This is a genomic window from Pseudomonas sp. Irchel 3A7 (genome assembly GCF_900187565.1).
GTDB lineage: Bacteria > Pseudomonadota > Gammaproteobacteria > Pseudomonadales > Pseudomonadaceae > Aquipseudomonas.
Map to the genome: position 1 here is coordinate 80,650 of NZ_FYED01000008.1, position 22,228 is coordinate 102,877.

A 22,228-nucleotide genomic window follows, 5' to 3' on the forward strand; every position below is an offset into this window, starting at 1 on the left:
GCCATCGGATCGCTGGCAAGCCAGCTCCCACAGGTCTTGCGCGGTCCTTGTGGGAGCTGGCTTGCCAGCGATGAGGCCCTGAGGCCAACCCGTCAATCCCGGAAAAACACCTGCACCAGGTGATACCCGAACTTGCTCTTGATCGGGCCATGCACCACCCGCAGCGGCTTCTTGAAAATCACCGCGTCAATCACCCCGACCATCTGTCCCGGACGTACTTCACCCAGATCGCCGCCGCGTTTGCCGGACGGGCAGGCGGAGTACTTCTTGGCCAGCACGTCAAACGCTTCACCCTTGGCGATGCGTTGTTTGAGCTGCTCGGCTTCTTCCGAGGTTTTCACCAGAATATGGCGGGCTTGAGCTTTCATAGGGCAATTACCTTGCAACGGTGACGACAACGGGGCGCGCGATTATGCCTTAACTCACTCGGGTTGGCCGATCATCGTGCGAATCTTGTTGGCCAACAGATCAATGGAGAACGGTTTGGCCACCATGTCCATGCCTTCCTCGAGGAAGCCCTGACGTTCGGCCGCCATTTGCGCGTAACCGGTCATGAACAGCACTTTCAGGTCCGGGCGATGCTGGCGCGCAATCTCTGCCAACTGCCGGCCATTCATCCCCGGCAGGCCGACATCGGTGACCAGCAGATCGACCCGCAAATCGGATTCGAGCAAGGGCAAGGCGGTTTTCGCGTCTTCGGCTTCGTGGGCCTTATAGCCAAGCTCCTTGAGCAGGTCGAGCACCAGCATGCGCACCGCCGGATCATCCTCCACCAGGACCACGGTTTCCCCGGCAATCGCCGGTGGGGCTTCGCCGATGTCCGGCGACGGAGCGTCTTGCGCTTGCACCGCATGCAAGCGCGGCAGGTACAGGCGCACGTTGGTGCCCTGTCCGGGCATGCTGAACAGACTCACATGGCCGCCCGATTGCTGGGCGAATCCGTAGATCATCGATAGCCCAAGCCCGGTGCCCTGGCCGATGGGTTTGGTGGTGAAGAACGGGTCGAACGCCTTGGCCAATACCTTGGGCGTCATGCCGGTGCCGTTGTCGCTGACCGCGATCATCAGGTAATCGCCGGCCTTGACCGGCTCCAGAATGTTGATGTCGCTGCTGTCGAGGTAAACATTGGCGGTTTCGATGCGCAGTTCACCGCCATCGGGCATGGCGTCCCTGGCGTTGATGACCAGGTTGAGCAGGGCGTTTTCCAGTTGGCTGACATCGGTGCTGACCGGCCAGGCGTCTTCGGCCAGTTGCAACTTGAGCTGGATGTGGTCGCCCTTGGTGCGGCGGAACAGATCTTCCAGGGAATGGATCAGGTCGTTGGCGTTCAGCGGCTTGCGGTCCAGCGATTGGCGCCTGGAGAACGCCAGCAAACGATGGGTCAGGGCGGCGGCCCGTTTCGCCGAGGACACGGCGGTTTCGGCGAAGCGGGCAATGTCCTGGGTCCGTCCATCGGCGATGTAGCGTTGCATGAGGTCGAGGCTGCCGATGATACCAGTGAGCATGTTGTTGAAGTCATGGGCGATGCCACCGGTGAGCTGGCCGACGGCTTCCATTTTCTGTGCATGGCGCAAGGCGTCTTCAGCGCGCTCGCGTTCGAACATCTCGTTTTGCAGGCGCTGGTTGGTTTCGGCCAGTTGCTGGGTACGCGCTGCGACCCGTTCTTCGAGGGTTTCGTTCAGGTTGCGCAGCGCTTCTTCGGTGTTTTTGCGTTCGGTTTCGTCGATCACGAAAATGTAAAAACCGTTCACCGCGCCGTCCGCGCCGTGGCGCGGCAAATAATTCATCAGGGCATGGCGGATGCTGCCGTCACGGTGCGGTGCGTCGATGCTGAAACAGCAGGGCTTGCCGGTCAGCGCCTGGGCAATATGCTCGGCGCGCAAGGCGTAGGCCTCATCGCCCAATACCTCGCGAATGGTCCTGCCGTAGAGCTCCTGGGGCGTCAGGCCGTACCAGTCCAGATAAGCGGAATTGTTCAGGCGAAAGCGTTCCTCGCGGTCAACGTAGCTGATCAGGATCGGCATGGCGTTGATGATCAGCTGCAGCTCGGTCTGACTCTGGCGCAAGGCCTGCTCGGTGTTTTTGCGCTCGGTCAGGTCCAGTGCCGCGCCGAGAAAGCGGATCGGCCGACCATGGTGGTCCTTGTAGCACCGCCCGCGGGCGAACACCCAGCGCAACTGGCCGTCGGGTTGCAACAGGCGATATTCCTCGGCGTACTCAGTGCCATGGGTAATGCAATGCTTGATGCTGCGGGCAATCAGGGCACGGTCTTCTGGGTGGACGCCGTGCAGATAGGCGCTGATCGGCAATTGCCCGGCCATGGCGGGATCGATGCCGTGCAGTTGGGCGAAATGGGCATCGGCAATGAAACGGTCCTCACTGATATCCCAGTCCCAGGTCCCCACAGCGTCGGTCGCGGCGAGAGCCAGTTGCAGGCGTTCTTCCGTTTCCTGCTGTGCCTTGAGGCTGGCGGCCGAGCGTTGTTCCAGTTCCAGGGCGATGCGCCGCCGTTCGTTGGTTTCGATGGCGGTGACCAGAATTCCGGCGACCTGGGTGTTCTCGTCGCGGATCGGACTGTAGGTCAGGTCGAGCCAGAAATCGGAATCCTTGCCATCGCGCTGCAGGGTGAAGCGTTGTTCGCTGTAGGTCCGCACCTGACCTTGTAGGACGGCACTGTAAATCGGGTCGGTAAAGTCCTGGAGTTCTGGCCAGATCTGGTGCGTCGGCTGTCCGAAAGCGTGCGGATGCTTGCTGCCGGCGAGCAGGGCGAAGCCGTCGTTGTAGATCTGCGTCAACTGCGGCCCCCACAGCAACAGCATCGGCATCGGCGAATGGATCACGATGTCCACGGCGGTGCGCAGGCTTTGCGGCCAGGTACTGGCCTCGCCCAGCGGCGTGCTTGCCCAGTCCAGTCGGGCAATCAAGGCCTGTGCATCGCTGCCGGTTGGTGATGCATTCATCTAGGTGTCCTGCGTTCAAGTCGGTATGGCGGTGTCTACTATGCTTGCTGAGCACTGACCCGTACGGGTCATTTCTGTCAATTGAATGCTTCGCGGATGCTTTTTGCCATGGAAATCGATGCGTTGTTAAAACGCCTACCCACATCACCCCCCCTGTGGGAGCGAGCCTGCTCGCGAAGACGTCGTGTCAGTCACATTCATTCCGACTGGCGCATCGCATTCGCGAGCAGGCTCGCTCCCACAGTGGATCTCAATTTCAACGCTGGAGTTCGGTACGATCCCGAAATTGCTCCAACGCCTCGGGATTGGCCAGTGCATCGGTGTTTTTCACCTTCTGCCCATGCACCACATTGCGTACCGCCAGCTCGACGATTTTGCCGCTGATGGTCCGTGGGATGTCGGTGACCGCGACGATCTTCGCCGGCACATGGCGTGGCGTGGTGTTGGCGCGGATGACCTGGCGGATCTGTTGCTGCAACGCTTCATCCAGTTCCACTCCGTCGCGCAGGCGTACGAACAGCACCACCCGCACGTCATCCTGCCATTGCTGACCGATGGCCACGCTGTCGAGCACCTGCGGGACTTTTTCCACCTGGCGGTAGATTTCCGCCGTGCCGATGCGCACGCCGCCGGGGTTAAGTACGGCGTCGGAGCGCCCGTGGATCATCATCGCGCCGTGGGGCAGTTGTTCCGCATAGTCTCCCTGAGACCAGACCCCGGGAAATTGGCTGAAATACGAGGCCCGCAGTTTCTCGCCGTCGGGGTCGTGCCACAGGCCGATGGGTATCGCCGGGAAGTGCCGGGTGCACACCAACTCACCTTTTTCACCCATTACCGGCCGACCCTCGTCGTTCCAGACTTCGACGGCCATGCCCAGGCTCTTGCCCTGTATTTCGCCGCGACGCACCGGTTGCCACGGGTTGCCGTTCACAAAACACGAAACGATATCGGTGCCGCCGGACATCGAGGCCAGACACACATTCGCCTTGAGGTCGCGGTAGACGTAGTCGTAGCTCTGGGGCGACAGCGCCGAGCCGGTACAGAGCAGGGTTTTCAGGCTACTCAGGTCATGGTTTTGCATGGGTTTGACGCCGTTGCTTTCAAGCGTCGCCAGGTACTTGGGACTTGTACCGAAGACGCTGATGCGCTCGTCGTCGATCAGGTCGATCAAGCGTTCGGAATCCGGATGAAACGGTGAGCCGTCATACAGCACCACGGCACTGCCCACCGCCAGGGCCGAAACCAGCCAGTTCCACATCATCCAGCCGCAGGTGGTGTAGTAGAACAACCGTTCGCCGGGGCCAAGATCGCAATGCAGGCCGTGTTCCTTGACGTGCTGCAGCAGTACGCCGCCGGTGCTGTGGATGATGCATTTGGGTACGCCGGTGGTACCGCTGGAGTAGAGGATGTACAGCGGATGGGCGAAGGGCACGGCGACGAAGTCCGGATCACCGCCGGGGAAGTAGAAATCGTCCCATAACGTGACGTTGGCCTGGGTGCGGAAGTCTTCGATATGCGCATCGGGCCGTGCGTAAGGCACGATGACCAACTGCCGCAACGACGGCAGGCGTTCGAGGATTTCGTTGACCTTGACCGTCTGATCGATGTCTTTGCCGGCGTAACGGTAGCCGGCGCAGGTGAGCAGCACTTTCGGTTCGATCTGGCCGAATCGGTCGATCACGCCTTGCGTGCCGAAGTCCGGCGAAGAGCAGGACCAGATCGCGCCGAGGCTGGTGGTGGCAAGCATGGCCACCAGGGTTTGCCAGGTGTTGGGCATGCACGCGGCGACCCGATCGCCGATACCGACACCCGCGGCGATCAACCCGTTCTGGAAGCCGGCGACATGCTCTGCCAGTTCAGCCCAGGTCAAGTGTTCACGCTGGCCGTTTTCCGCCACGGCGACCACCGCAATGGCATCGTCGCGGCGTCGCAGCAAGTGCTCGGCGAAGTTCAAGGTTGCACCGGGAAACCATTGAGCACTGGGCATTTGCTCGCCTTCCACCAACACCGCGTCGGGTTGCTGATGGAAGCGGATATCGAAGAAGTCGACGATGGCCTGCCAGAAGTCCTCGCGCTGATCGATGGACCATTGGTGCAGGGCAGGGTAGTCGTCGATGTGCAGGTGGTGCCGCGCAATGATGAAGCGCCGGAAGGCCTCCATGCGGGTCTTGGCGATGCGTTCGGGGCTGGGTTGCCAGAGGATGTCGGACATGATTTGCCTCTTCTTCTATCTGCAGATCCATTCGCGAGCAGGCTCGCTCCCACAGGGGACCGCATTTCAATGTGGGAGCGAGCCTGCTCGCGAAGAACGATAACGCGGTCTAACGTCAGATCACTGCGCCAACCACCCACCATCAACATTCCACGCCGCGCCCCGTACCTGGCTGCCGGCTTCGCTGCACAGGAACAGCACCAGCTCGCCCAGCTGCGGCGGGGTCACGAATTCCAGCGACGGTTGTTTCTCCGCCAGCAGATCATGCTGGGCCTGTTGCGGATCAATGCCGGTCGCGGCGCGATCATCGATCTGCTTCTGTACCAGCGGCGTCAGCACCCAACCCGGGCAGATCGCGTTGCAGGTCACGTTGCTGGTAGCGGTTTCAAGGGCGACCACCTTGGTCAACCCGATCACGCCGTGCTTGGCCGCCACATAAGCGGCCTTGCCTGTCGAGCCGACCAGACCATGCACCGAGGCGATGTTGATCACCCGGCCCCAGCCCTTGGCGCGCATGCCCGGCAAGCTCAGGCGGGTACTGTGAAACACGGATGACAGATTGATGGCGATGATCGAATCCCAGCGCTCCACCGGGAACTCGTCTACCGGCGCCACATGTTGGATGCCGGCGTTGTTGACCAGAATGTCGACACCGCCGAATTCACGCTCGGCGTAGGCGATCATGTCGGCGATCTGCGCCGGGTCGCTGACGTCGGCCGGGTGATGGCCGACCTTGCCACCGAATTGCTCGACTTCAGCAATGACGTTGGACGCATCGCCGAAACCGTTGAGGATCAGGTTGGCGCCGGCCTTGGCCAGGCTCAGGGCGATGCCCAGGCCGATGCCGCTGGTGGAGCCGGTGACCAGTGCGGTCTTGCCCGAAAGAGTCGTCATGAATACCTCACACAATGCCAGTGGCGTAGAAAGTACCGATCACCACGAAAACCGCCAGTGTCTTGATCAGCGTAATACAGAAAATGTCTTTGTAAGCTTCGCGGTGGGTCAGGCCGGTGACCGCCAGCAAGGTAATCACCGCGCCGTTGTGCGGCAGGGTGTCCATGCCGCCGCTGGCCATCGAGGCCACCCGGTGCAGCACTTCCAGCGGAATATTGGCGGCGTGGGCGGCGCTGATGAACTGCTCGGACATCGCCGCCAGGGCGATGCTCATGCCGCCCGATGCGGAACCGGTGATACCGGCCAGCAAGGTGACGGTAATTGCTTCATTGACCAGCGGATCTGGAATGTTCTTGAGCCAGTCGGCCAGCACCAGAAAGCCCGGCAGGGACGCGATCACCGCGCCGAAACCGTATTCCGAGGCCGTGTTCATTGCTGCCAGCAAGGCACCGCTGACTGCACTTTTGCTGCCTTCGGCCAGTTTGCGGCTGATCGCCTTGTAGCCGAACAGCAGCACCATGATGATGCCCACCAGCAGTGCAGCCTGTACTGCCCAGATCGCGGTGAGTTTGGCGATCTCGGTGGTGACCGGGGCGGCCATGCCCGGCAGCGCCAGGCTGTGGGTCTTGCCGTACCACTGTGGAATCCACTGGGTGAACAACAGGTTCATGATGCCCACGGCCAGTAGCGGCGAGAGGGCGATCCACGGGTTGGGCAACTTGATGTCGGCGGCGGTTTCCGGCTCGTTGCGCAGGTCGTTGCCATAGCCTTCACCCGTGCGCTGGGCCTTGTTGCGCTGACGCTGGAGAAACAGCATGCCGGCGCAGAACACGAAGATCGTGCCGATCACACCCAGCCACGGTGCAGCCCAGGCCGTGGTGTTGAAGAAGGTACTGGGGATGATGTTCTGGATCTGCGGGGTGCCGGGCAGGGCATCCATGGTGAACGAGAACGCGCCGAGGGCGATGGTCGCCGGGATCAGGCGCTTGGGAATATTGCTCTGGCGGAACATTTCAGCGGCGAATGGATAAACCGCGAACACCACCACGAACAGCGACACGCCACCGTAGGTGAGCAAGGCGCAAACCAATACGATGACCAGCATTGCCTGACGGGTGCCGAGCAAGCGAATGGCCGCGGCGACGATTGAGCGCGAGAAACCCGACAGCTCGATCAGCTTGCCGAATACCGCACCGAGCAGGAACACCGGAAAGTACAGTTTGATGAAGCCGACCATTTTCTCCATGAACACGCCGGTGAAGGCAGGTGCAACGGCGGAAGGGTCGGTCAGCAGGACGGCGCCGAGGGCGGCAATCGGGGCAAAAAGGATAACGCTATAGCCACGGTAAGCAGCCAGCATCAGCAGCGCGAGGGCTGCCAAGGCAATGATCACACTCATGGTGTGTCTCCTGGGATTGTTATTTTTGTAGGGGTGAAACGTTGTAGGAGACGGCTGTAGCGAGTTTCGTGCCAGATGAGTAAGTTATTGAAATATAAAGATATATTTTTCTGTTTGGAGTCGAAATCAATGGGTTTGTCTCTGTTTTGAGACTTTTGCTGTCAAGACTGGCCTTTCGCGGGCAAGCCAGCTCCCACAGGTTCATCGATAACGCGGTCACTGTGGGAGCGGGCTTGCCCGCGAAGAGGCCATATCTACCAATGGAGATCAATGTCTCTTTATAGAGACTCCGCAATCCCCAACGCCACCATCTTCTTGTACAACGTCGACCGCCCAAGCCCCAGACGCGCCGCCGCCTCAATCACCTTGCCCCCGCAGTGCGCCAGGGTGGTTTCGATCAGCTGCCGGTCAAACCGCTCCCGTGCCGCGCTGAACGTCTCATGCTCCAATGGTTCGATGGTCAACGGCACCACCCGTTGAACCGGGGTGAACGTGCCGATCGCCGCGCGGATATCCGCTGCCGTCAGCCGCAGGTCATCACTGAGCAAGGCTGCCCGTTCCAGGACGTTACGCAGCTCGCGAATGTTTCCCGGCCAGGCGTGCTGCCCCAAGAGCTCCAGCGCTTCGCTGTTCAGTTCGTGCTGGCTGCGCAACTCTTCAAGGATCGCTTCGCTGAGGGCGGGCAGGTCGTCAAGGCGGTCGCGCAGCGGCGGGACCTGGATCGGCAGGACATTGAGGCGGTAATACAGATCGGCGCGAAACTCGCCGCGTTTGATCGCGGCTTCCAGGTCAGTAGAGGTCGCGGCGATCACTCGCACATCGCTTTGGATCACGTCGTTGGAACCGACCGGTTCGAATTCCTTCTCCTGTAGTACCCGCAGCAGTTTGCTTTGCAGCGGTAACGGCATGTCACCGATTTCATCGAGGAACAATGTGCCGCCCTGGGCGATTTGCAACTTGCCGGCGCGGCCCTTGCGGTCGGCACCGGTAAAGGCGCCAGGGGCGGTGCCGAAGAATTCGGCTTCCAGTAGCGATTCGGGGATGGCCGCGCTGTTGATGCTGACAAACGCCTTGTGCGCGCGCGGCGAGGCATTGTGGATCGCCTGCGCCAGCAATTCCTTGCCGGTGCCGGTTTCACCGAGCAGCAACACCGGTGATTCGGTGCTGGCACTGCGGCGGGCACGGCGTTTGACTTCGAGGCTGGCGGCACTGGTGCCGATGAAGTGGGCGAAGTTGTATTTGGTCTGCCGTGCTCGAAGCAGCGAGCGGGTCGACGCCAGCTCTTCCTGCATGCTCATGTAGCGCTTGAGCATCGGTGACAGGCTGCGCAGTTCGTCGAACAGGGCAAAGCCGATGGCGCCGATCACTAAGCCTGCGTCGTCGTGAATCGGCAGGCGCATCACCACAAGTGGCTCCTTGGGGGTGTCCTGCATGTCGAGCAGAATCGGTCGACCGGTGCGCACCACTTCGCGCAGCAGACTGCCGGGGATTACGCTTTCACAGGCCTTGCCGATGGCACCCTCGGCCGATTGCAGGCCAAAACGCCGGGCGTAGCGCTCGTTCATCCAGACGATGTTGGCATCGCGGTCGACGATCACCGTGCCTTCACTCGACTGCTCGATGATCTCGAACAACGAACGGATCGCCAGCAGGCGCACGCGCTGGTAGTCCTTGAGGCTTTCGGTGGTGTTCATGGGTGCTGATCCTGATTGAATGTTGCCTGTGCCGGCCTCTTCGCGAGCAGGCTCGCTCCCACAAGGGATTTGTGAAAGGCGCAGATCCCCTGTGGGAGCGAGCCTGCTCGCGAAGGCCGCGACCCGGTCAATAGCCTGTCACGGGATTATGCCTGCCCCGGATGCGCCGCCGCCAACAGCTCCTTGGTGTACGGATGCTGCGGTGAACCAAACACATCATGGCTGGCGCCGCTTTCCACCACCTTGCCGTCCTTGATCACGATCATGTCGTGGGCCAGGGCGCGCACCACCGACAGGTCATGGCTGATGAACAGGTACGTCAGACCATGTTTTTCCTGAAGCTGGCGGAGCAGGGCGACCACTTGTTTTTGCACGGTGCGGTCCAGCGCCGAGGTCGGTTCGTCCAGCAAAATCAACGCCGGTTTCAAGACCAGCGCCCGGGCAATGGCGATGCGTTGGCGCTGGCCGCCGGAAAATTCATGGGGATAGCGATGGCGGCTTTGCGGATCGAGGCCGACTTCCTGCAAGGCCCGAATCACCTCGGCGTTGCATTGCTCGACGCTCAACTGGCTATGCACTTCCAGGCCTTCGCTGATGATCTGCGCCACGGACATCCGTGGGCTGAGGCTGCCAAACGGGTCCTGGAACACCACCTGCATTTGCTTGCGCCACGGCCGCAACTGTTTCTGCGTCAGGCCTTCCAGTGCCTCGCCCTGGAAGCGAATGCCGCCTTCGGAGTCGAGCAGGCGCAGAATCGCCTGGCCCAGTGTGGATTTGCCGGAGCCGGATTCGCCGACAATGCCCAGGGTCTTGCCGCGCTGAACATTAAGGCTGATGCCGTCCACGGCGTTCATGTAAGTCTTGCGCCGGAACAACCCGCCACTCACCGCAAACTGCACCCGCAGATTGTTGACCTCAAGCACGTTTTCACGCTCGTCACGGGGCAGCGCTTCGCCTTCCGGCTCGGCATTGAGCAGCACGCAGCTGTAGGGGTGTTTCGGTTCGGTGAAAATGGTTTCGCAGCTGGCCTGCTCGACGATTTCCCCGGCCTTCATCACACAGACGCGCTGGGCAATGCTGCGTACCAGGTTGAGATCGTGGCTGATCAGCAGCAGCGACATGCCGAGCCGCCGTTGCAAGGATTTGAGCAGCAGCAGAATCTTGCGCTGTACGGTGACGTCCAGTGCGGTGGTGGGTTCGTCGGCGATCAACAGCTCCGGCTCGCAGGCCAGGGCCATGGCGATCATCACCCGTTGGCGCTGGCCGCCGGACAATTGATGGGGGTAAGCCTTGAGCCGTTCCTTGGGTTTCTGGATACCTACCAGGTGCAGCAACTCAAGAATCCGCGCCTGGGCCTCCTTGCCCGCCATGCCTTTGTGCACCAGCAAGGTTTCGCCGATCTGCTTTTCGATGCTGTGCAACGGATTCAGGGAGGTCATCGGCTCCTGGAAAATCATGGCGATGCGGTTACCGCGTAATTGACGCAACCTTTTGGCGTCTGCGCCCACAATCTCCTGGCCGCGATAACGGATGCTGCCAGTGGTTTGGGTCCCGCATTCGGGCAGCAACTGCAGGATCGAGTGGGCGGTCACCGACTTGCCCGAACCCGACTCGCCCACCAAGGCCAGGCATTCGCCGGGGCGGATGTCCAGGCACAGATTGCGCACCACCGTCTGGCCGCTGAAGGCCACGCTGAGGTCACGGATTTCGATCAGGTTACTCATATCAACAGTCCGCCTCTCAAGATCGGGGATCAAACGCGTCGCGCAAGGCTTCGCCGATGAACACCAACAAGGAAAGAATCAACGCCAGGGTGAAAAACGCCGTCAGCCCCAGCCACGGTGCTTGCAGGTTCTGCTTGCCCTGGCCGATCAGTTCGCCCAGGGATGCACTGCCGGCCGGCATGCCGAAACCGAGGAAGTCCAGCGCCGTGAGGGTCGAGATGGCCCCGGTCAGAATGAACGGCAGGTAGCTCAAGGTCGCGTTCATGGCGTTGGGCAGAATATGCCGCACGATGACTTTGCGATCGGTCAGGCCCAAGGCCCGGGCGGCCTTGACGTACTCCAGGTTGCGCCCGCGCAGGAACTCGGCGCGCACCACGTCCACCAGTGCCAGCCAGGAAAACAGCGCCATGATCCCCAGCAACCACCAGAAATTCGGTTCGACAAACCCCGACAGAATGATCAGCAGATACAGCACCGGCAACCCGGACCAGACCTCTTGCAGGCGCTGGCCGAGCAAGTCGACCCAGCCACCGTAATAGCCTTGCAGGGCGCCGGCAGCAATGCCGATCAGGGCGCTGACGAAGGTCAGCATCAGGGCAAACAGAATCGATACCCGGGCGCCGAAAATCACCCGGGCCAAGACGTCCCGCGCCTGATCGTCGGTGCCCAGCCAGTTCACGTTCGAGGGCGGGCTGGGCGCGGGTTTGTTCAGGTCGTAGTTAGGTGTGTCGTCGCTGAAGGGGATAGGCGGAAACAACAGCCAGCCTCCGTCCTTCTTGATCAGGTTTTGCACGTAGTCGCTGCGGTAATCGGCCTGGAACGGCAACTGACCGCCAAACTCCTGTTCGGTGTAGCGCTTCAGGGCCGGAAAATACAACGAACCTTGATAGCTGACGATCAGCGGCTTGTCGTTGGCGATCAGCTCGCCACCCAGGGTCAACAGGAACAGGCCGACAAACAGCCACAGCGACCACCAGCCGCGACGGTTTTTCTTGAAGCGTTCGAAACGACGACGGCCCAGAGGCGAAAGCTTGAACATCAGGCATTCCTCGCGGCGAAGTCGATGCGCGGGTCGACCAGGGTGTAGCACAGGTCGCCCACCAGTTTTATCAAGAGACCGAACAGGGTGAAGATGAACAGCGAGCCGAACACCACCGGATAGTCCCGTGAAACGGCGGCCTCGTAGCTCATGCGACCCAGGCCGTCGAGGGAGAAGATCACTTCGATCAGCAAGGAACCGGCAAAAAACACGCTGATGAACGCCTGGGGGATCCCCGACACCACCAGCAGCATGGCATTGCGGAACACGTGGCCATACAGCACCCGGCGCTCACTCAAGCCTTTGGCGCGGGCGGTGACCACGTATTGCCGGGTGATTTCATTGAGGAACGAGTTCTTGGTCAGGATGGTCAAGGTGGCGAAACCACCGATCACCAGCGCCGTCACCGGCAGCACCAGGTGCCAGAAGTAATCGGCGATTTTGCCCAGGGTCGACAGCGACTCGAAATTGTCCGACACCAGCCCGCGTACCGGGAACCAGTTCAGGGAAGTGCCGCCGGCGAACACCACGATCAGGAACATCGCGAAGAGAAACGCCGGCATCGCGTAACCGATGATGATCGCCGTACTGCTCCAGATATCGAAATGACTGCCATGATGCACCGCCTTGCGGATGCCCAGTGGAATCGATACCAGGTAGGTGATCAGCGTCGCCCAGAGTCCGAGGGAAATGGTCACCGGCATCTTCTGCAGGATCAGGTCGGTGACCGTGGCGCCGCGGAAGAAGCTCTTGCCGAAGTCCAGGCGCGCGTAGCTGGTGAGCATCAGCCAGAGCCGTTCATGGGCCGGTTTGTCGAAGCCGTACTGTTTTTCGATGTCTTTGATCAGCTGTGGATCGAGGCCGCGACTGGCCCGGGAAGTGCCACTCATGGACTCGCCGGAACCGCCGCCGACACCGGCCCCGCCGATGCCTTGCAGATGGGCGATGGCCTGTTCCACCGGGCCGCCCGGTGCCGCCTGGACGATCACGAAGTTGACCAGAAGAATGATCACCAGCGTCGGAATGATCAGCAGCAAGCGCCGCAGTATGTAAGCCCACATCAATGCGGTCCTCCGGGGCTGCCACGGCGAATGCGCTCGGCGGTCATCTGCTGGTTGGTCAGCGGCGTGGTGCTGACTTCCCACCAGCTCTCGATGGCCTCGTCATTGCTGGCCTGCACGTTGGGGATGCCGAAGCGATTCCACCACACGGTGGACGTTCCCGGCGGGTAATAGTTGGGAATCCAGTAGTAGCTCCATTGCAGCACCCGGTCCAGCGCATGGGCGTAGCGCAACATGTCGGCCTTGTTGTCGGCGCGCACAAGTCCGTTGATCAGGGTGTCCACCGCCGGGTTCTTCAGGACCATGTAGTTGTTGGAACCGGGGTCGGTGGCCGCGGCGGAGCTGAAATAGTTGAGCAGTTCGCCCCCCGGTGAAGTGGTGACCGGGTAGCCGGTGACGATCATGTCGTAGTCTCGACTCATCAGGCGATTGACGTACTGTGACGCGTCGATGCGACGGATGTTCAGGTCGATGCCGATCTGCTTCAGTGTGCGTTTGTACGGCAGGAGCAAGCGGTCCATGCCGTTCTGGCTGACCAGGAACGTGAAGCTCAGTGGTTCACCGTCGGCGTTGACCAGTTGATCGCCTTTGGGTTTCCAGCCGGCCTGTTCGAGCAGGTCCAGCGCTTGTAGCTGTTTATCGCGAATCAAGCCGCTGCCATCGGTTTTCGGGGCTTCGAACACCTTGGTAAAGACTTCGTCCGGGATCTGTCCGCGCAGCGGTTCGAGTATGGCCAGTTCACCGGCATCCGGCAGTTGCCGTGCGGCAAGTTCGGTGTTGGAAAAGAAGCTCTGCTGGCGGATGTACAGATTGCGCATCATCTGCCGGTTGCTCCATTCGAAATCCCAGAGCATGACCAGCGCCTGGCGCACCCGGCGATCCTGGAACATCGACTTTTGCAGGTTGAACACGAAGCCCTGGCTCGGTTGCGGCGCTTCTGTGGCCAGGTGGGCTTTTTGCAGGCGACCGTCGCTCAGGGCCGGGCTTTCATAGCCGATGGAATAACCGGTGGCGGAAAATTCGCGGTTGTAGTCGTAGGCGCCGCCGCGCAGCACCTGACGGGCAACGTCGGTATCGCCAAAGTACTCGATACTGAAATGATCGAAATTGTAGAGGCCGCGACTGACCGGCAAGTCCTTGCCCCACCAGTCGGCGTTACGTTCGAACGTGATGCTGCGTCCGGAGTCGACCTTGCCCACTCTGTACGGGCCGCTACCCAGCGGTGCCTCGTAACCGCCGCCACCGGCGAAATCGCGGGTTTTCCACCAGTGTTCGGGAAATACCGGGAGGGTGGCGATGTCCAGGGGCAGGGTGCGGTTTTCGTTGTTCTTGAAATCGAAACGCACGGTCAGCGGCGATTCCACTTCGACGCCTTTGACGTCGGCGAACTGCGTGCGATAGCGCAGGCTGCCCTGGGTCATCAACAGATCGAAGGTGTAGCGCACGTCCTCGGCCGTGATGGGTTTGCCATCGGCAAAGCGTGCCTTGGGGTTGAGGTAGAAGCGCAGGGACAGCCCGTCATCGGAGCGTTCCATCTTCTGCGCCACCAGGCCATACACGGTGTAAGGCTCGTCCAGCGAGCGCTGGGCCAGGGGCGAATAGAGCAGGCCGTCAATCTGCGAGACACCGATGCCTTTGTCGATGTATGGCAACACATGGTCGAAGTGACCGATTTCGATCGCCGAACGACGCATGGTGCCACCCTTGGGGGCCTGCGGGTTGGTGTAGGCGAAGTGACTGAAACCGGCAGGGTATTTGGCCGGTTCGCCGTAAACGGTCAACGCATGTTGCGGTGCGGCGTTCACACCGGCGGCGCCCAACAACAGGGCCGCGGCAGTGAATAACACAGTAGGGAAAGCCAGTCGCATTGTCAGCCTTAGAGCCGGGTGGTCGTTAACGACAATTTGTACGCTAGCGGCGCGTCCCTCGCCAGCCGAATTACGTATCTGAAACACGACGGCCCACCAATAGGCGGGCCGCTGTGAAGGAAAACCAGGAGTCGATCAGTCCTGGCGGCTGGTCACTTCCAGCAGGTGGTAGCCGAACTGGGTCTTGACCGGGCCTTGCACGACGTTGAGCGGTGCGCTGAAGACCACGGTGTCGAATTCCTTGACCATCTGGCCCGGACCGAACGAACCCAGGTCACCGCCCTGGCGGCTGGAAGGGCAAGTGGAGTTGGCTTTAGCGATTTCGGCGAAATCTGCGCCAGCCTCGATCTGGGCCTTGAGTTCGGTGCACTTGGCTTCGCTGGCAACGAGGATGTGGCGGGCAGTGGCTCTAGCCATGGGAAAATACTCCTTTCAATGTTCGGTAAAATGAACAGCCTACCGGATTCAGCGCGCTATTTCTCCTCTAACTTCCGCTGCGAGGCACCTGCAGGGCCGGTGTCCCTGTGGGAGCGAGCCTGCTCGCGATGGACGTAAACGATCACGGGTGCTGCCTGAGTAAACGCGTTGCCCCTGAGTTCATCGCGAACAGACTCGCTCCTGCAGGGTGGTATGTGGGTGATATCGCGATCAAAGTCCGGCTTTCTTCAGGCGCTCAGCGTGCTGCACGTAGAGATCGATCGGGTCAATGTGTTTCGCGAGGGGGAAACCTGTCTGGCGCAGGGTGCCCAGGTGATCCAGTGGATAGTCGGAGCGAATGACGGTCCCCAGATGGGAGCTGTAGCGGCCGACCAGGCCATCGTTCTGCCCGGCTTCAGTTATGAAATACCGGGAAAAGGCCCGCATAAACCCGTGGAATGGATCAAGTGAGTTCAAACCATCATCCAGAAGCTTTCCCGACAAGATGCCGCTCCAGGAATAATAGCGGACACCGTTGACTTGTCCGCAGCCCTTGCCACCCCAGGTTTTCGGCAGGCCTTGGGGGTATTTGTCGTTGAATGCTCCCACGCCTTCCGTGGTCAGGGCGTTGAGTGCCGCGATACCGTCTTGCGGCAGGCCGCGCTTGCCACTGAGTAACGACAAGAAGTCAGCGAACAGGGTCGCGACCGTGTCGGCTATCTGCTCAGGCAGGCTTGCGGGCGTGAGCGCCTTGCGCAGGAAGTCGGCCAGCTCGGAGCCGTGGTTCGGTCCGCTGACCGAGGTCACCGAAGCAACCGATTGCGGTGCGACCGCTGCTGCATAACGAGCGGCCAGTGCACCCTGGCTGTGACCGATCAGGTTGACTTTGCTTGCACCAGTGCCTTCCAGCACCCGTACGATTTGCGCCAGCAGCTGTTCGCCCCGTGCTTCGTTGCTGTGGGTGGCCGACAGATGCGGTACGAATACCCGCGCTCCAACGTTTCGGAGCGCCTGTTTGATGTCATGGAAGAGCTCGAAGGTGCCGATCCGGTCGAATCCGAAGAGCCCATGAACCAGCAGGATCGGGTAATGAGTGTCTGCATTCCTTTGCATGTTTTTGTCCTTTTTCAGCGGTCAGGGGGAGGAGCCTTGCGCCTCACTCTAAAACACTCGGACGTCGACGCGATGTATGAAAAGGACGCGCTCAGCTGACGAAAACGGAATAGGGGAGTACCGAAAAGACGGGGTGGATAAGGTGCCAGTCGGACCCCCTATCCACCCTTTGAGCATGCCGGGCGCTCTTAATCACGCTGTGCGCGAAGCCGGCCTGCCGCTAGACGCAACAGCTGTTCCGTCCCGCTCCAGCCCAGGCAGCCGTCTGTTACCGACACGCCGTACTTCAGCGACGGGCTCAGCGGCTGGCAGCCTTCGAACAAATGGCTCTCGATCATCATGCCGATCAGCGAGCGGTCACCCTGCAAGCGCTGTTCAAGCACGTCATTGAACACCGCCGGCTGACGCAGCGGATCCTTGCCGCTATTGGCGTGGCTGCAGTCGACCATGATCCGGGCCGGGATCTTCAGTCGGGTCAAGTCGCCGTGTACCTTGGCCACGCTCGCGCGGTCGTAGTTAGGTCCGTGATGACCGCCGCGCAGCACCAGATGGGTGTCCGCATTGCCCGGGGTCTGGATGATCGCGGGGTGTCCCTGGCTGTCGACACCGAAATGGCGATGCGGGTGGGCCGCCGAGCGCATGGCATCGCTGGCCACCGCGACACCGCCGTCGGTGCCGTTTTTGAAGCCTACCGGCATGCTCAGGCCGCTGGCCATCTCGCGATGGATCTGCGATTCGGTGGTGCGTGCGCCAATGGCCACCCAGCTGAGCAAGTCATCGAAATAGCCGGCGGCCATGGGTTGCAGCAGTTCAGTCGCCACCGGCAAGCCCAGCAGGAGCATTTCGCGCATCAACTGGCGGGACAGGGCCAGGCCGCCAGCCATGTCGTCGCTGCCGTCCAGGTGCGGATCGTAGGCCAGGCCTTTCCAGCCAACTGTGGTGCGGGGTTTTTCGACGTAAGCGCGCATCACCAGCAGCATTTCGTCGCTGACTTCGGCAGCCAGGCGGGCCAGATTGCCGGCGTATTCGAGGGCAGATTTGGGGTCGTGAATCGAGCAGGGGCCGACAATGACCAGCAGGCGGGAATCTTCACCGTTGAGGATCGCGCGAACGGCCTGGCGGTGGGCCTCGACTTGCTGGGTCAGTGCGTTGGTGAGCGGCAGTTGCTGTTTGAGTTGCAGCGAGCTGGGCAGACGCAGGGTCAGCGCTTCATTGGCAGGGCTCAAGGTGGACAGCGGCAGAGCGGAGACGGACGAGTTCATATTCAGGTTTCCTGGGCGGGCAGCGGGTTCGTTCCCGCGCGCTCGGCCCTATTGGGGTGTTCGACAATTGGCCGGATTGGCTGCGTGTGTGTGCTTGCCACCTGTGGGTGACCGATCGGAGGCGGCAGGCTGTCCCGAGCGGAGGGTGGTAAATCGCCAGGCGGTAAAACTGTCGTAACGGTAATAAGTGGCGTAGTTCATGTTCTTGATCCTCTGAATGTCTGGTGTGTCGCTAAAAATTGTTTAGGGCTGAAAAAACAAAACCCCCGGTCGGGAGGCCGACCGGGGGTTGAGAATTCTCTGGTGGCGACCCGTTTGAAGTGGGCGCCGTGTGGGTATCAGGCGCGCCAGTGGCTAAACCAATACCCAAAATAAAAGCTGACCGGAGCACAAGCGTCGTTCGCCCGGGCAGCCGCAACCGAGCGCGGGGCGCTGGCGGTATGGAGCTGTGAGAGGGCATTGAACATGGTTTGTCTCCGATGGATGCGCCGAGCTTACAAGAGCCCGGTACGAGTATTCAATCAGAAAATGCTATCGGGTAAAAATGGCGTTTTCTATTGCTTGAGCGCCCCAGCGGTTGTGACACACTTCCAGCTCCCACAAAAGGCAATCGAGGCGTGATGGAATTTGAATGGCGTGCTGCAACTGACCGCGATCTTGAATTTGCCCGTGAACTGACCTGCAGCAATATGCTGCGTTATTACATTGAGCATGATCTGCTGTGGCAGGATGAGGCATTCGACGTCGCTTGGGCTGGTCGCGACAATCGTTTGATCATGCGCGGCGAGAACAGGGTGGGGTACGTCAGCCTGAGTCGAGACGCCAGGGCGCTCTACATCCGCGAATTGCAGATTTCCAAGGGGTTTCGCCGGCAAGGTGCCGGATCCTGGGCAATCGATCAGGTTTTTGCCATGGCTGGCCAGGAACGGCGCCCGGCATTGCGCTTGACGGTTTTTCAAAACAACCCGGCGCGGGCGTTATATGAAAGAAAGGGATTACAAGTGGTGGGAACGGACGAGTGTTTTCTGAGAATGCAGCGCGACGTCGAAGGTCCGCATCGCTGAAACACGCTTGGCACCGGGCTTACAAGACACATTGAAACTTTTTATCTGACGCTTTCCGCTAGGTCTGCCAGAAGCTTTTTTGCTAAGGTGTCGACAACTTAATAAGACCATATCGCGAGGTGTCTGCTTGATTAGGGTGCTAGTGGTCGATGACCATGATCTCGTTCGTACAGGCATTACACGAATGCTGGCTGACATCGATGGCCTGCAAGTGGTCGGCCAGGCTGAATCGGGGGAAGAGTCCCTGCTCAAGGCGCGTGAGCTGAAACCCGATGTGGTCTTGATGGACGTCAAGATGCCCGGTATCGGCGGTCTTGAAGCCACTCGCAAATTGTTGCGCAGTCATCCGGACATCAAAGTCGTCGCGGTGACTGTCTGTGAGGAAGATCCGTTTCCTACACGGTTATTGCAGGCCGGTGCCGCGGGCTACCTGACCAAAGGCGCGGGTTTGCCGGAAATGGTCCAGGCCATCCGCCTGGTATTCGCCGGGCAGCGCTACATCAGTCCGCAAATCGCTCAGCAACTGGCGATCAAATCCTTCCAGCCGACCAACGATTCGCCCTTCGATGCCTTGTCCGAGCGGGAGATCCAGATTGCGTTGATGATCGTTGGTTGCCAGAAGGTCCAGATCATTTCCGACAAGCTGTGCCTGTCGCCAAAAACCGTGAACACCTACCGTTACCGCATTTTCGAGAAGCTTTCGATCAGCAGTGATGTCGAGTTGACGCTGCTGGCGGTTCGTCACGGCATGGTTGATGCCAGCCTCTGAAAATGACTGATACCTTTGATCCAAGTGCCTTTCTGTCGACCGTCAGTGGGCGCCCCGGTGTGTACCGCATGTTCGACAGCGATGCGCGCCTGCTGTATGTCGGCAAGGCCAAGAATCTCAAGAACCGCCTGTCGAGCTACTTCCGAAAAACCGGCCTGGCGCCCAAGACAGCTGCGCTGGTGGCCCGTATCGCCCAGGTCGAAACGACCATCACGGCCAACGAAACCGAGGCGTTGCTGCTTGAGCAGACGCTGATCAAGGAATGGCGTCCGCCGTACAACATCCTGCTGCGGGACGATAAGTCCTACCCCTACGTATTTCTCTCCGATGGCCAATTCCCGCGTCTGAGCATCCACCGTGGGGCGAAGAAGGCCAAGGGCAAGTATTTCGGACCTTATCCCAGCGCCGGTGCGATTCGCGAAAGCCTGAGCCTGCTGCAAAAGACGTTTTTCGTTCGCCAGTGCGAAGACAGCTATTACAAGAACCGCACGCGACCTTGCCTTCAATACCAGATCAAGCGCTGCAAGGCGCCCTGTGTCGGTCTGGTCGAGCCCGAAGTGTATGCCGAGGACGTCCGGCACTCGGTGATGTTTCTTGAAGGTCGCAGCAATGCGTTGACCGATGAATTATCGACGGCCATGGAAGAGGCAGCGATCAACCTGGAGTTCGAGCGCGCCGCCGAGTTGCGCGACCAGATTTCGCTGCTGCGGCGGGTGCAGGACCAGCAGAGCATGGAAGGCGGGACCGGTGATGTCGACGTGATCGCGGCGTTCGTCAATCCCGGCGGCGCCTGCGTGCATTTGATCAGCGTGCGCGGTGGGCGGGTGCTTGGCAGCAAGAACTTCTTCCCGCAGGTCGGTATTGAAGAGGACGTTTGCGAAGTCATGGCAGCATTTCTTGGCCAGTACTTCATCAGCAGCCCTGAACGCGACTTGCCCAGCGAGCTGATCGTCAACGTGGTTCACGAGGACTTTCCGACCCTGATTGCGGCCATCGAAGAGCTGCGTGGTCGCGAATTGACCATCAGTCACCGGGTGCGCGGCACGCGAGCACGCTGGCAGCAACTGGCGGTGACCAACGCGGAGCAGGCGTTGGGCGCACGTCTGGCGAACCGTCAGCACATCACGGCGCGCTTCGACGCGCTGGCAGACGTATTGAAGCTGGACGAGCCACCGCAGCGACTCGAGTGCTATGACATCAGTCACTCCAGCGGTGAAGCGACCGTGGCGTCTTGCGTGGTGTTCGGCCCCGAAGGCCCGATCAAGTCCGACTACCGTCGCTACAACATCGAAGGCGTGACGGCCGGGGATGACTACGCGGCGATGCATCAGGCGCTGACGCGACGCTTCAGCAAGCTGAAGGACGGGGAGGGCAAGCTGCCGGACATCCTGCTGGTGGACGGTGGCAAGGGGCAGCTATCCATGGCCCGCGACGTGCTCAATGAGCTGGCGGTGCCGGACCTGATCCTTCTCGGCGTGGCCAAGGGGGCGACGCGCAAGGCCGGCTTCGAAACCCTGTACCTTAATGACGCCGCCCATGAATTCACCTTGCGCGGAGATTCCCCCGCGCTGCATTTGATCCAGCAGATTCGTGACGAAGCTCACCGCTTCGCCATTACCGGGCACCGTGCCCGACGCGGAAAAACCCGTCGAACGTCTACGCTTGAGGGTGTTGCCGGTGTCGGACCCACTCGTCGACGCGATTTGTTGAAACATTTTGGTGGATTGCAGGAGCTGTCTCGTGCCAGCATCGAAGAGATCGCCAAAGCACCCGGGATCAGTAAAAAGCTCGCAGAGTTGATTTATGCAAATCTGCACAGCGAGTAGAATGCCCCCTCACCTCGTAGCCAGTTGTGCCGATGAATATCCCTAATCTGATTACCGTTCTACGTGTCCTGCTCATACCGATCTTCATTTTACTGTTTTACCTGCCTTACCAATGGAGCTACCTGGCGTCAGCCTCGGTCTTCGCATTTGCCGCTGCCACGGACTGGCTGGACGGGTATCTGGCCCGCCGTCTGGAACAAAGCACGCCGTTCGGGGCTTTTCTCGATCCCGTTGCCGACAAGTTGATGGTTGCCGTTGCACTGGTACTGCTGGTGCAGGAACACGGCAATCTGTGGCTCACGCTGCCGGCTGCCGTGATCATCGGTCGCGAGATCGTGGTTTCGGCCCTGCGTGAATGGATGGCCGAACTCGGCGCGCGTGCCCATGTGGCTGTGTCGAACCTGGGCAAATGGAAAACCGCCGCGCAGATGCTGGCGCTGGTGATCCTTCTGGCCAATCCGTCGCACTTCAGCTTTTGGGTGGCGTTGGGTTATGCCTTGCTGATGGTGTCTGCCGGCCTGACGTTGTGGTCCATGGTCCAGTACTTGCGGGCTGCCTGGCCGCATCTGAAGACCGACGTTGAAAAGAAATAAAACTTTTTTGAATCAAAGGGTTGACGGGGCTTCTGGATTCTATAGAATGCGCCACACCAAGACGCGGGAATAGCTCAGTTGGTAGAGCACGACCTTGCCAAGGTCGGGGTCGCGAGTTCGAGTCTCGTTTCCCGCTCCAAGTTTGTACGCATTTGATGTCGCGCTACTGACAGCAAATGTTTTGAGGCCGAGTAGCAAAATGGTTATGCAGCGGATTGCAAATCCGCCTACGCCGGTTCGATTCCGACCTCGGCCTCCACTATAAACAACCCCGTAGATCGATGATCTACGGGGTTTTTTATTGGCTTCAGGAAAGTGCTTCGGTGGCACATG

At 60.3% G+C, this 22,228-nt stretch carries 17 protein-coding genes and 2 tRNA genes; 6 read left to right on the forward strand and 13 right to left on the reverse strand.

Features of this window, described 5'->3' with window-relative positions; translation table 11 throughout:
• Positions 1-92: 92 nt before the first annotated feature.
• The 13 genes from CKW21_RS14850 to CKW21_RS14910 all read right to left on the reverse strand — a co-directional run bounded on the left by CKW21_RS14850 (position 93) and on the right by CKW21_RS14910 (position 17,643).
• On the reverse strand, positions 93-368 hold the full coding sequence (locus CKW21_RS14850; protein ID WP_095194704.1) for a peptidylprolyl isomerase: 276 nt from the start codon (positions 366-368) through the stop codon (positions 93-95).
• Between the two features lie 54 nt (positions 369-422).
• Entirely contained in the window at positions 423-2,960 is a 2,538-nt protein-coding gene (locus CKW21_RS14855; protein WP_095194705.1) for a PAS domain-containing protein, read from the reverse strand.
• A gap of 256 nt (positions 2,961-3,216) precedes the next feature.
• Complete coding sequence (locus CKW21_RS14860; protein WP_095194706.1) at positions 3,217-5,172, reverse strand: acetoacetate--CoA ligase; 1,956 nt, start codon at positions 5,170-5,172, stop codon at positions 3,217-3,219.
• Positions 5,173-5,292: 120 nt separating this feature from the next.
• The gene (gene hbdH / locus CKW21_RS14865; RefSeq protein WP_095194707.1) at positions 5,293-6,066 is read right to left on the reverse strand and encodes a 3-hydroxybutyrate dehydrogenase; all 774 of its coding nucleotides are present in this window, start codon (positions 6,064-6,066) and stop codon (positions 5,293-5,295) included.
• Between the two features lie 7 nt (positions 6,067-6,073).
• Entirely contained in the window at positions 6,074-7,465 is a 1,392-nt protein-coding gene (locus tag CKW21_RS14870; protein ID WP_095194708.1) for a GntP family permease, read from the reverse strand.
• Positions 7,466-7,743: 278 nt separating this feature from the next.
• A complete protein-coding gene (locus CKW21_RS14875) occupies positions 7,744-9,159 on the reverse strand; it encodes a sigma-54-dependent Fis family transcriptional regulator (protein WP_095194709.1) in 1,416 nt (471 codons plus the stop codon).
• 146 nt (positions 9,160-9,305) lie between these two features.
• Positions 9,306-10,883, reverse strand: coding sequence for an ABC transporter ATP-binding protein (locus CKW21_RS14880; RefSeq protein WP_095194710.1), 1,578 nt, complete (start codon positions 10,881-10,883; stop codon positions 9,306-9,308).
• Positions 10,884-10,899: 16 nt separating this feature from the next.
• Complete coding sequence (locus CKW21_RS14885) at positions 10,900-11,922, reverse strand: ABC transporter permease (RefSeq protein WP_095194711.1); 1,023 nt, start codon at positions 11,920-11,922, stop codon at positions 10,900-10,902.
• Positions 11,922-12,983, reverse strand: coding sequence for a microcin C ABC transporter permease YejB (locus tag CKW21_RS14890; protein ID WP_095194712.1), 1,062 nt, complete (start codon positions 12,981-12,983; stop codon positions 11,922-11,924). Before CKW21_RS14890 ends, CKW21_RS14885 begins: the two co-directional genes overlap by 1 nt.
• Positions 12,983-14,851 carry an extracellular solute-binding protein gene (locus CKW21_RS14895; RefSeq protein ID WP_095194713.1) on the reverse strand — a complete coding sequence of 623 codons (1,869 nt, stop codon included), beginning with the start codon at positions 14,849-14,851 and terminating at the stop codon, positions 12,983-12,985. Before CKW21_RS14895 ends, CKW21_RS14890 begins: the two co-directional genes overlap by 1 nt.
• Before the next feature lie 135 nt (positions 14,852-14,986).
• A complete protein-coding gene (locus tag CKW21_RS14900) occupies positions 14,987-15,268 on the reverse strand; it encodes a peptidylprolyl isomerase (protein ID WP_095194714.1) in 282 nt (93 codons plus the stop codon).
• Positions 15,269-15,499: 231 nt separating this feature from the next.
• Complete coding sequence (locus CKW21_RS14905; RefSeq protein ID WP_095194715.1) at positions 15,500-16,381, reverse strand: triacylglycerol lipase; 882 nt, start codon at positions 16,379-16,381, stop codon at positions 15,500-15,502.
• A gap of 188 nt (positions 16,382-16,569) precedes the next feature.
• Entirely contained in the window at positions 16,570-17,643 is a 1,074-nt protein-coding gene (locus tag CKW21_RS14910; protein ID WP_095194716.1) for a 3-deoxy-7-phosphoheptulonate synthase, read from the reverse strand.
• A gap of 620 nt (positions 17,644-18,263) precedes the next feature.
• Here CKW21_RS14910 and CKW21_RS14920 point away from each other — a divergent pair.
• From CKW21_RS14920 to CKW21_RS14945, 6 genes are all read left to right on the forward strand, one after another.
• Complete coding sequence (locus CKW21_RS14920) at positions 18,264-18,707, forward strand: N-acetyltransferase (RefSeq protein WP_095194717.1); 444 nt, start codon at positions 18,264-18,266, stop codon at positions 18,705-18,707.
• Positions 18,708-18,834: 127 nt separating this feature from the next.
• Positions 18,835-19,476, forward strand: a complete 642-nt coding sequence (uvrY, locus tag CKW21_RS14925) for a UvrY/SirA/GacA family response regulator transcription factor (protein ID WP_008015884.1) — start codon at positions 18,835-18,837, stop codon at positions 19,474-19,476.
• 2 nt (positions 19,477-19,478) lie between these two features.
• Complete coding sequence (gene uvrC / locus CKW21_RS14930) at positions 19,479-21,302, forward strand: excinuclease ABC subunit UvrC (protein ID WP_095194718.1); 1,824 nt, start codon at positions 19,479-19,481, stop codon at positions 21,300-21,302.
• 32 nt (positions 21,303-21,334) lie between these two features.
• Positions 21,335-21,895, forward strand: coding sequence for a CDP-diacylglycerol--glycerol-3-phosphate 3-phosphatidyltransferase (pgsA, locus tag CKW21_RS14935; RefSeq protein WP_095194719.1), 561 nt, complete (start codon positions 21,335-21,337; stop codon positions 21,893-21,895).
• Positions 21,896-21,958: 63 nt separating this feature from the next.
• Positions 21,959-22,034, forward strand: a tRNA-Gly gene (locus CKW21_RS14940).
• A gap of 46 nt (positions 22,035-22,080) precedes the next feature.
• Positions 22,081-22,154 (forward strand) — tRNA-Cys (locus CKW21_RS14945).
• Positions 22,155-22,228: the final 74 nt, after the last annotated feature.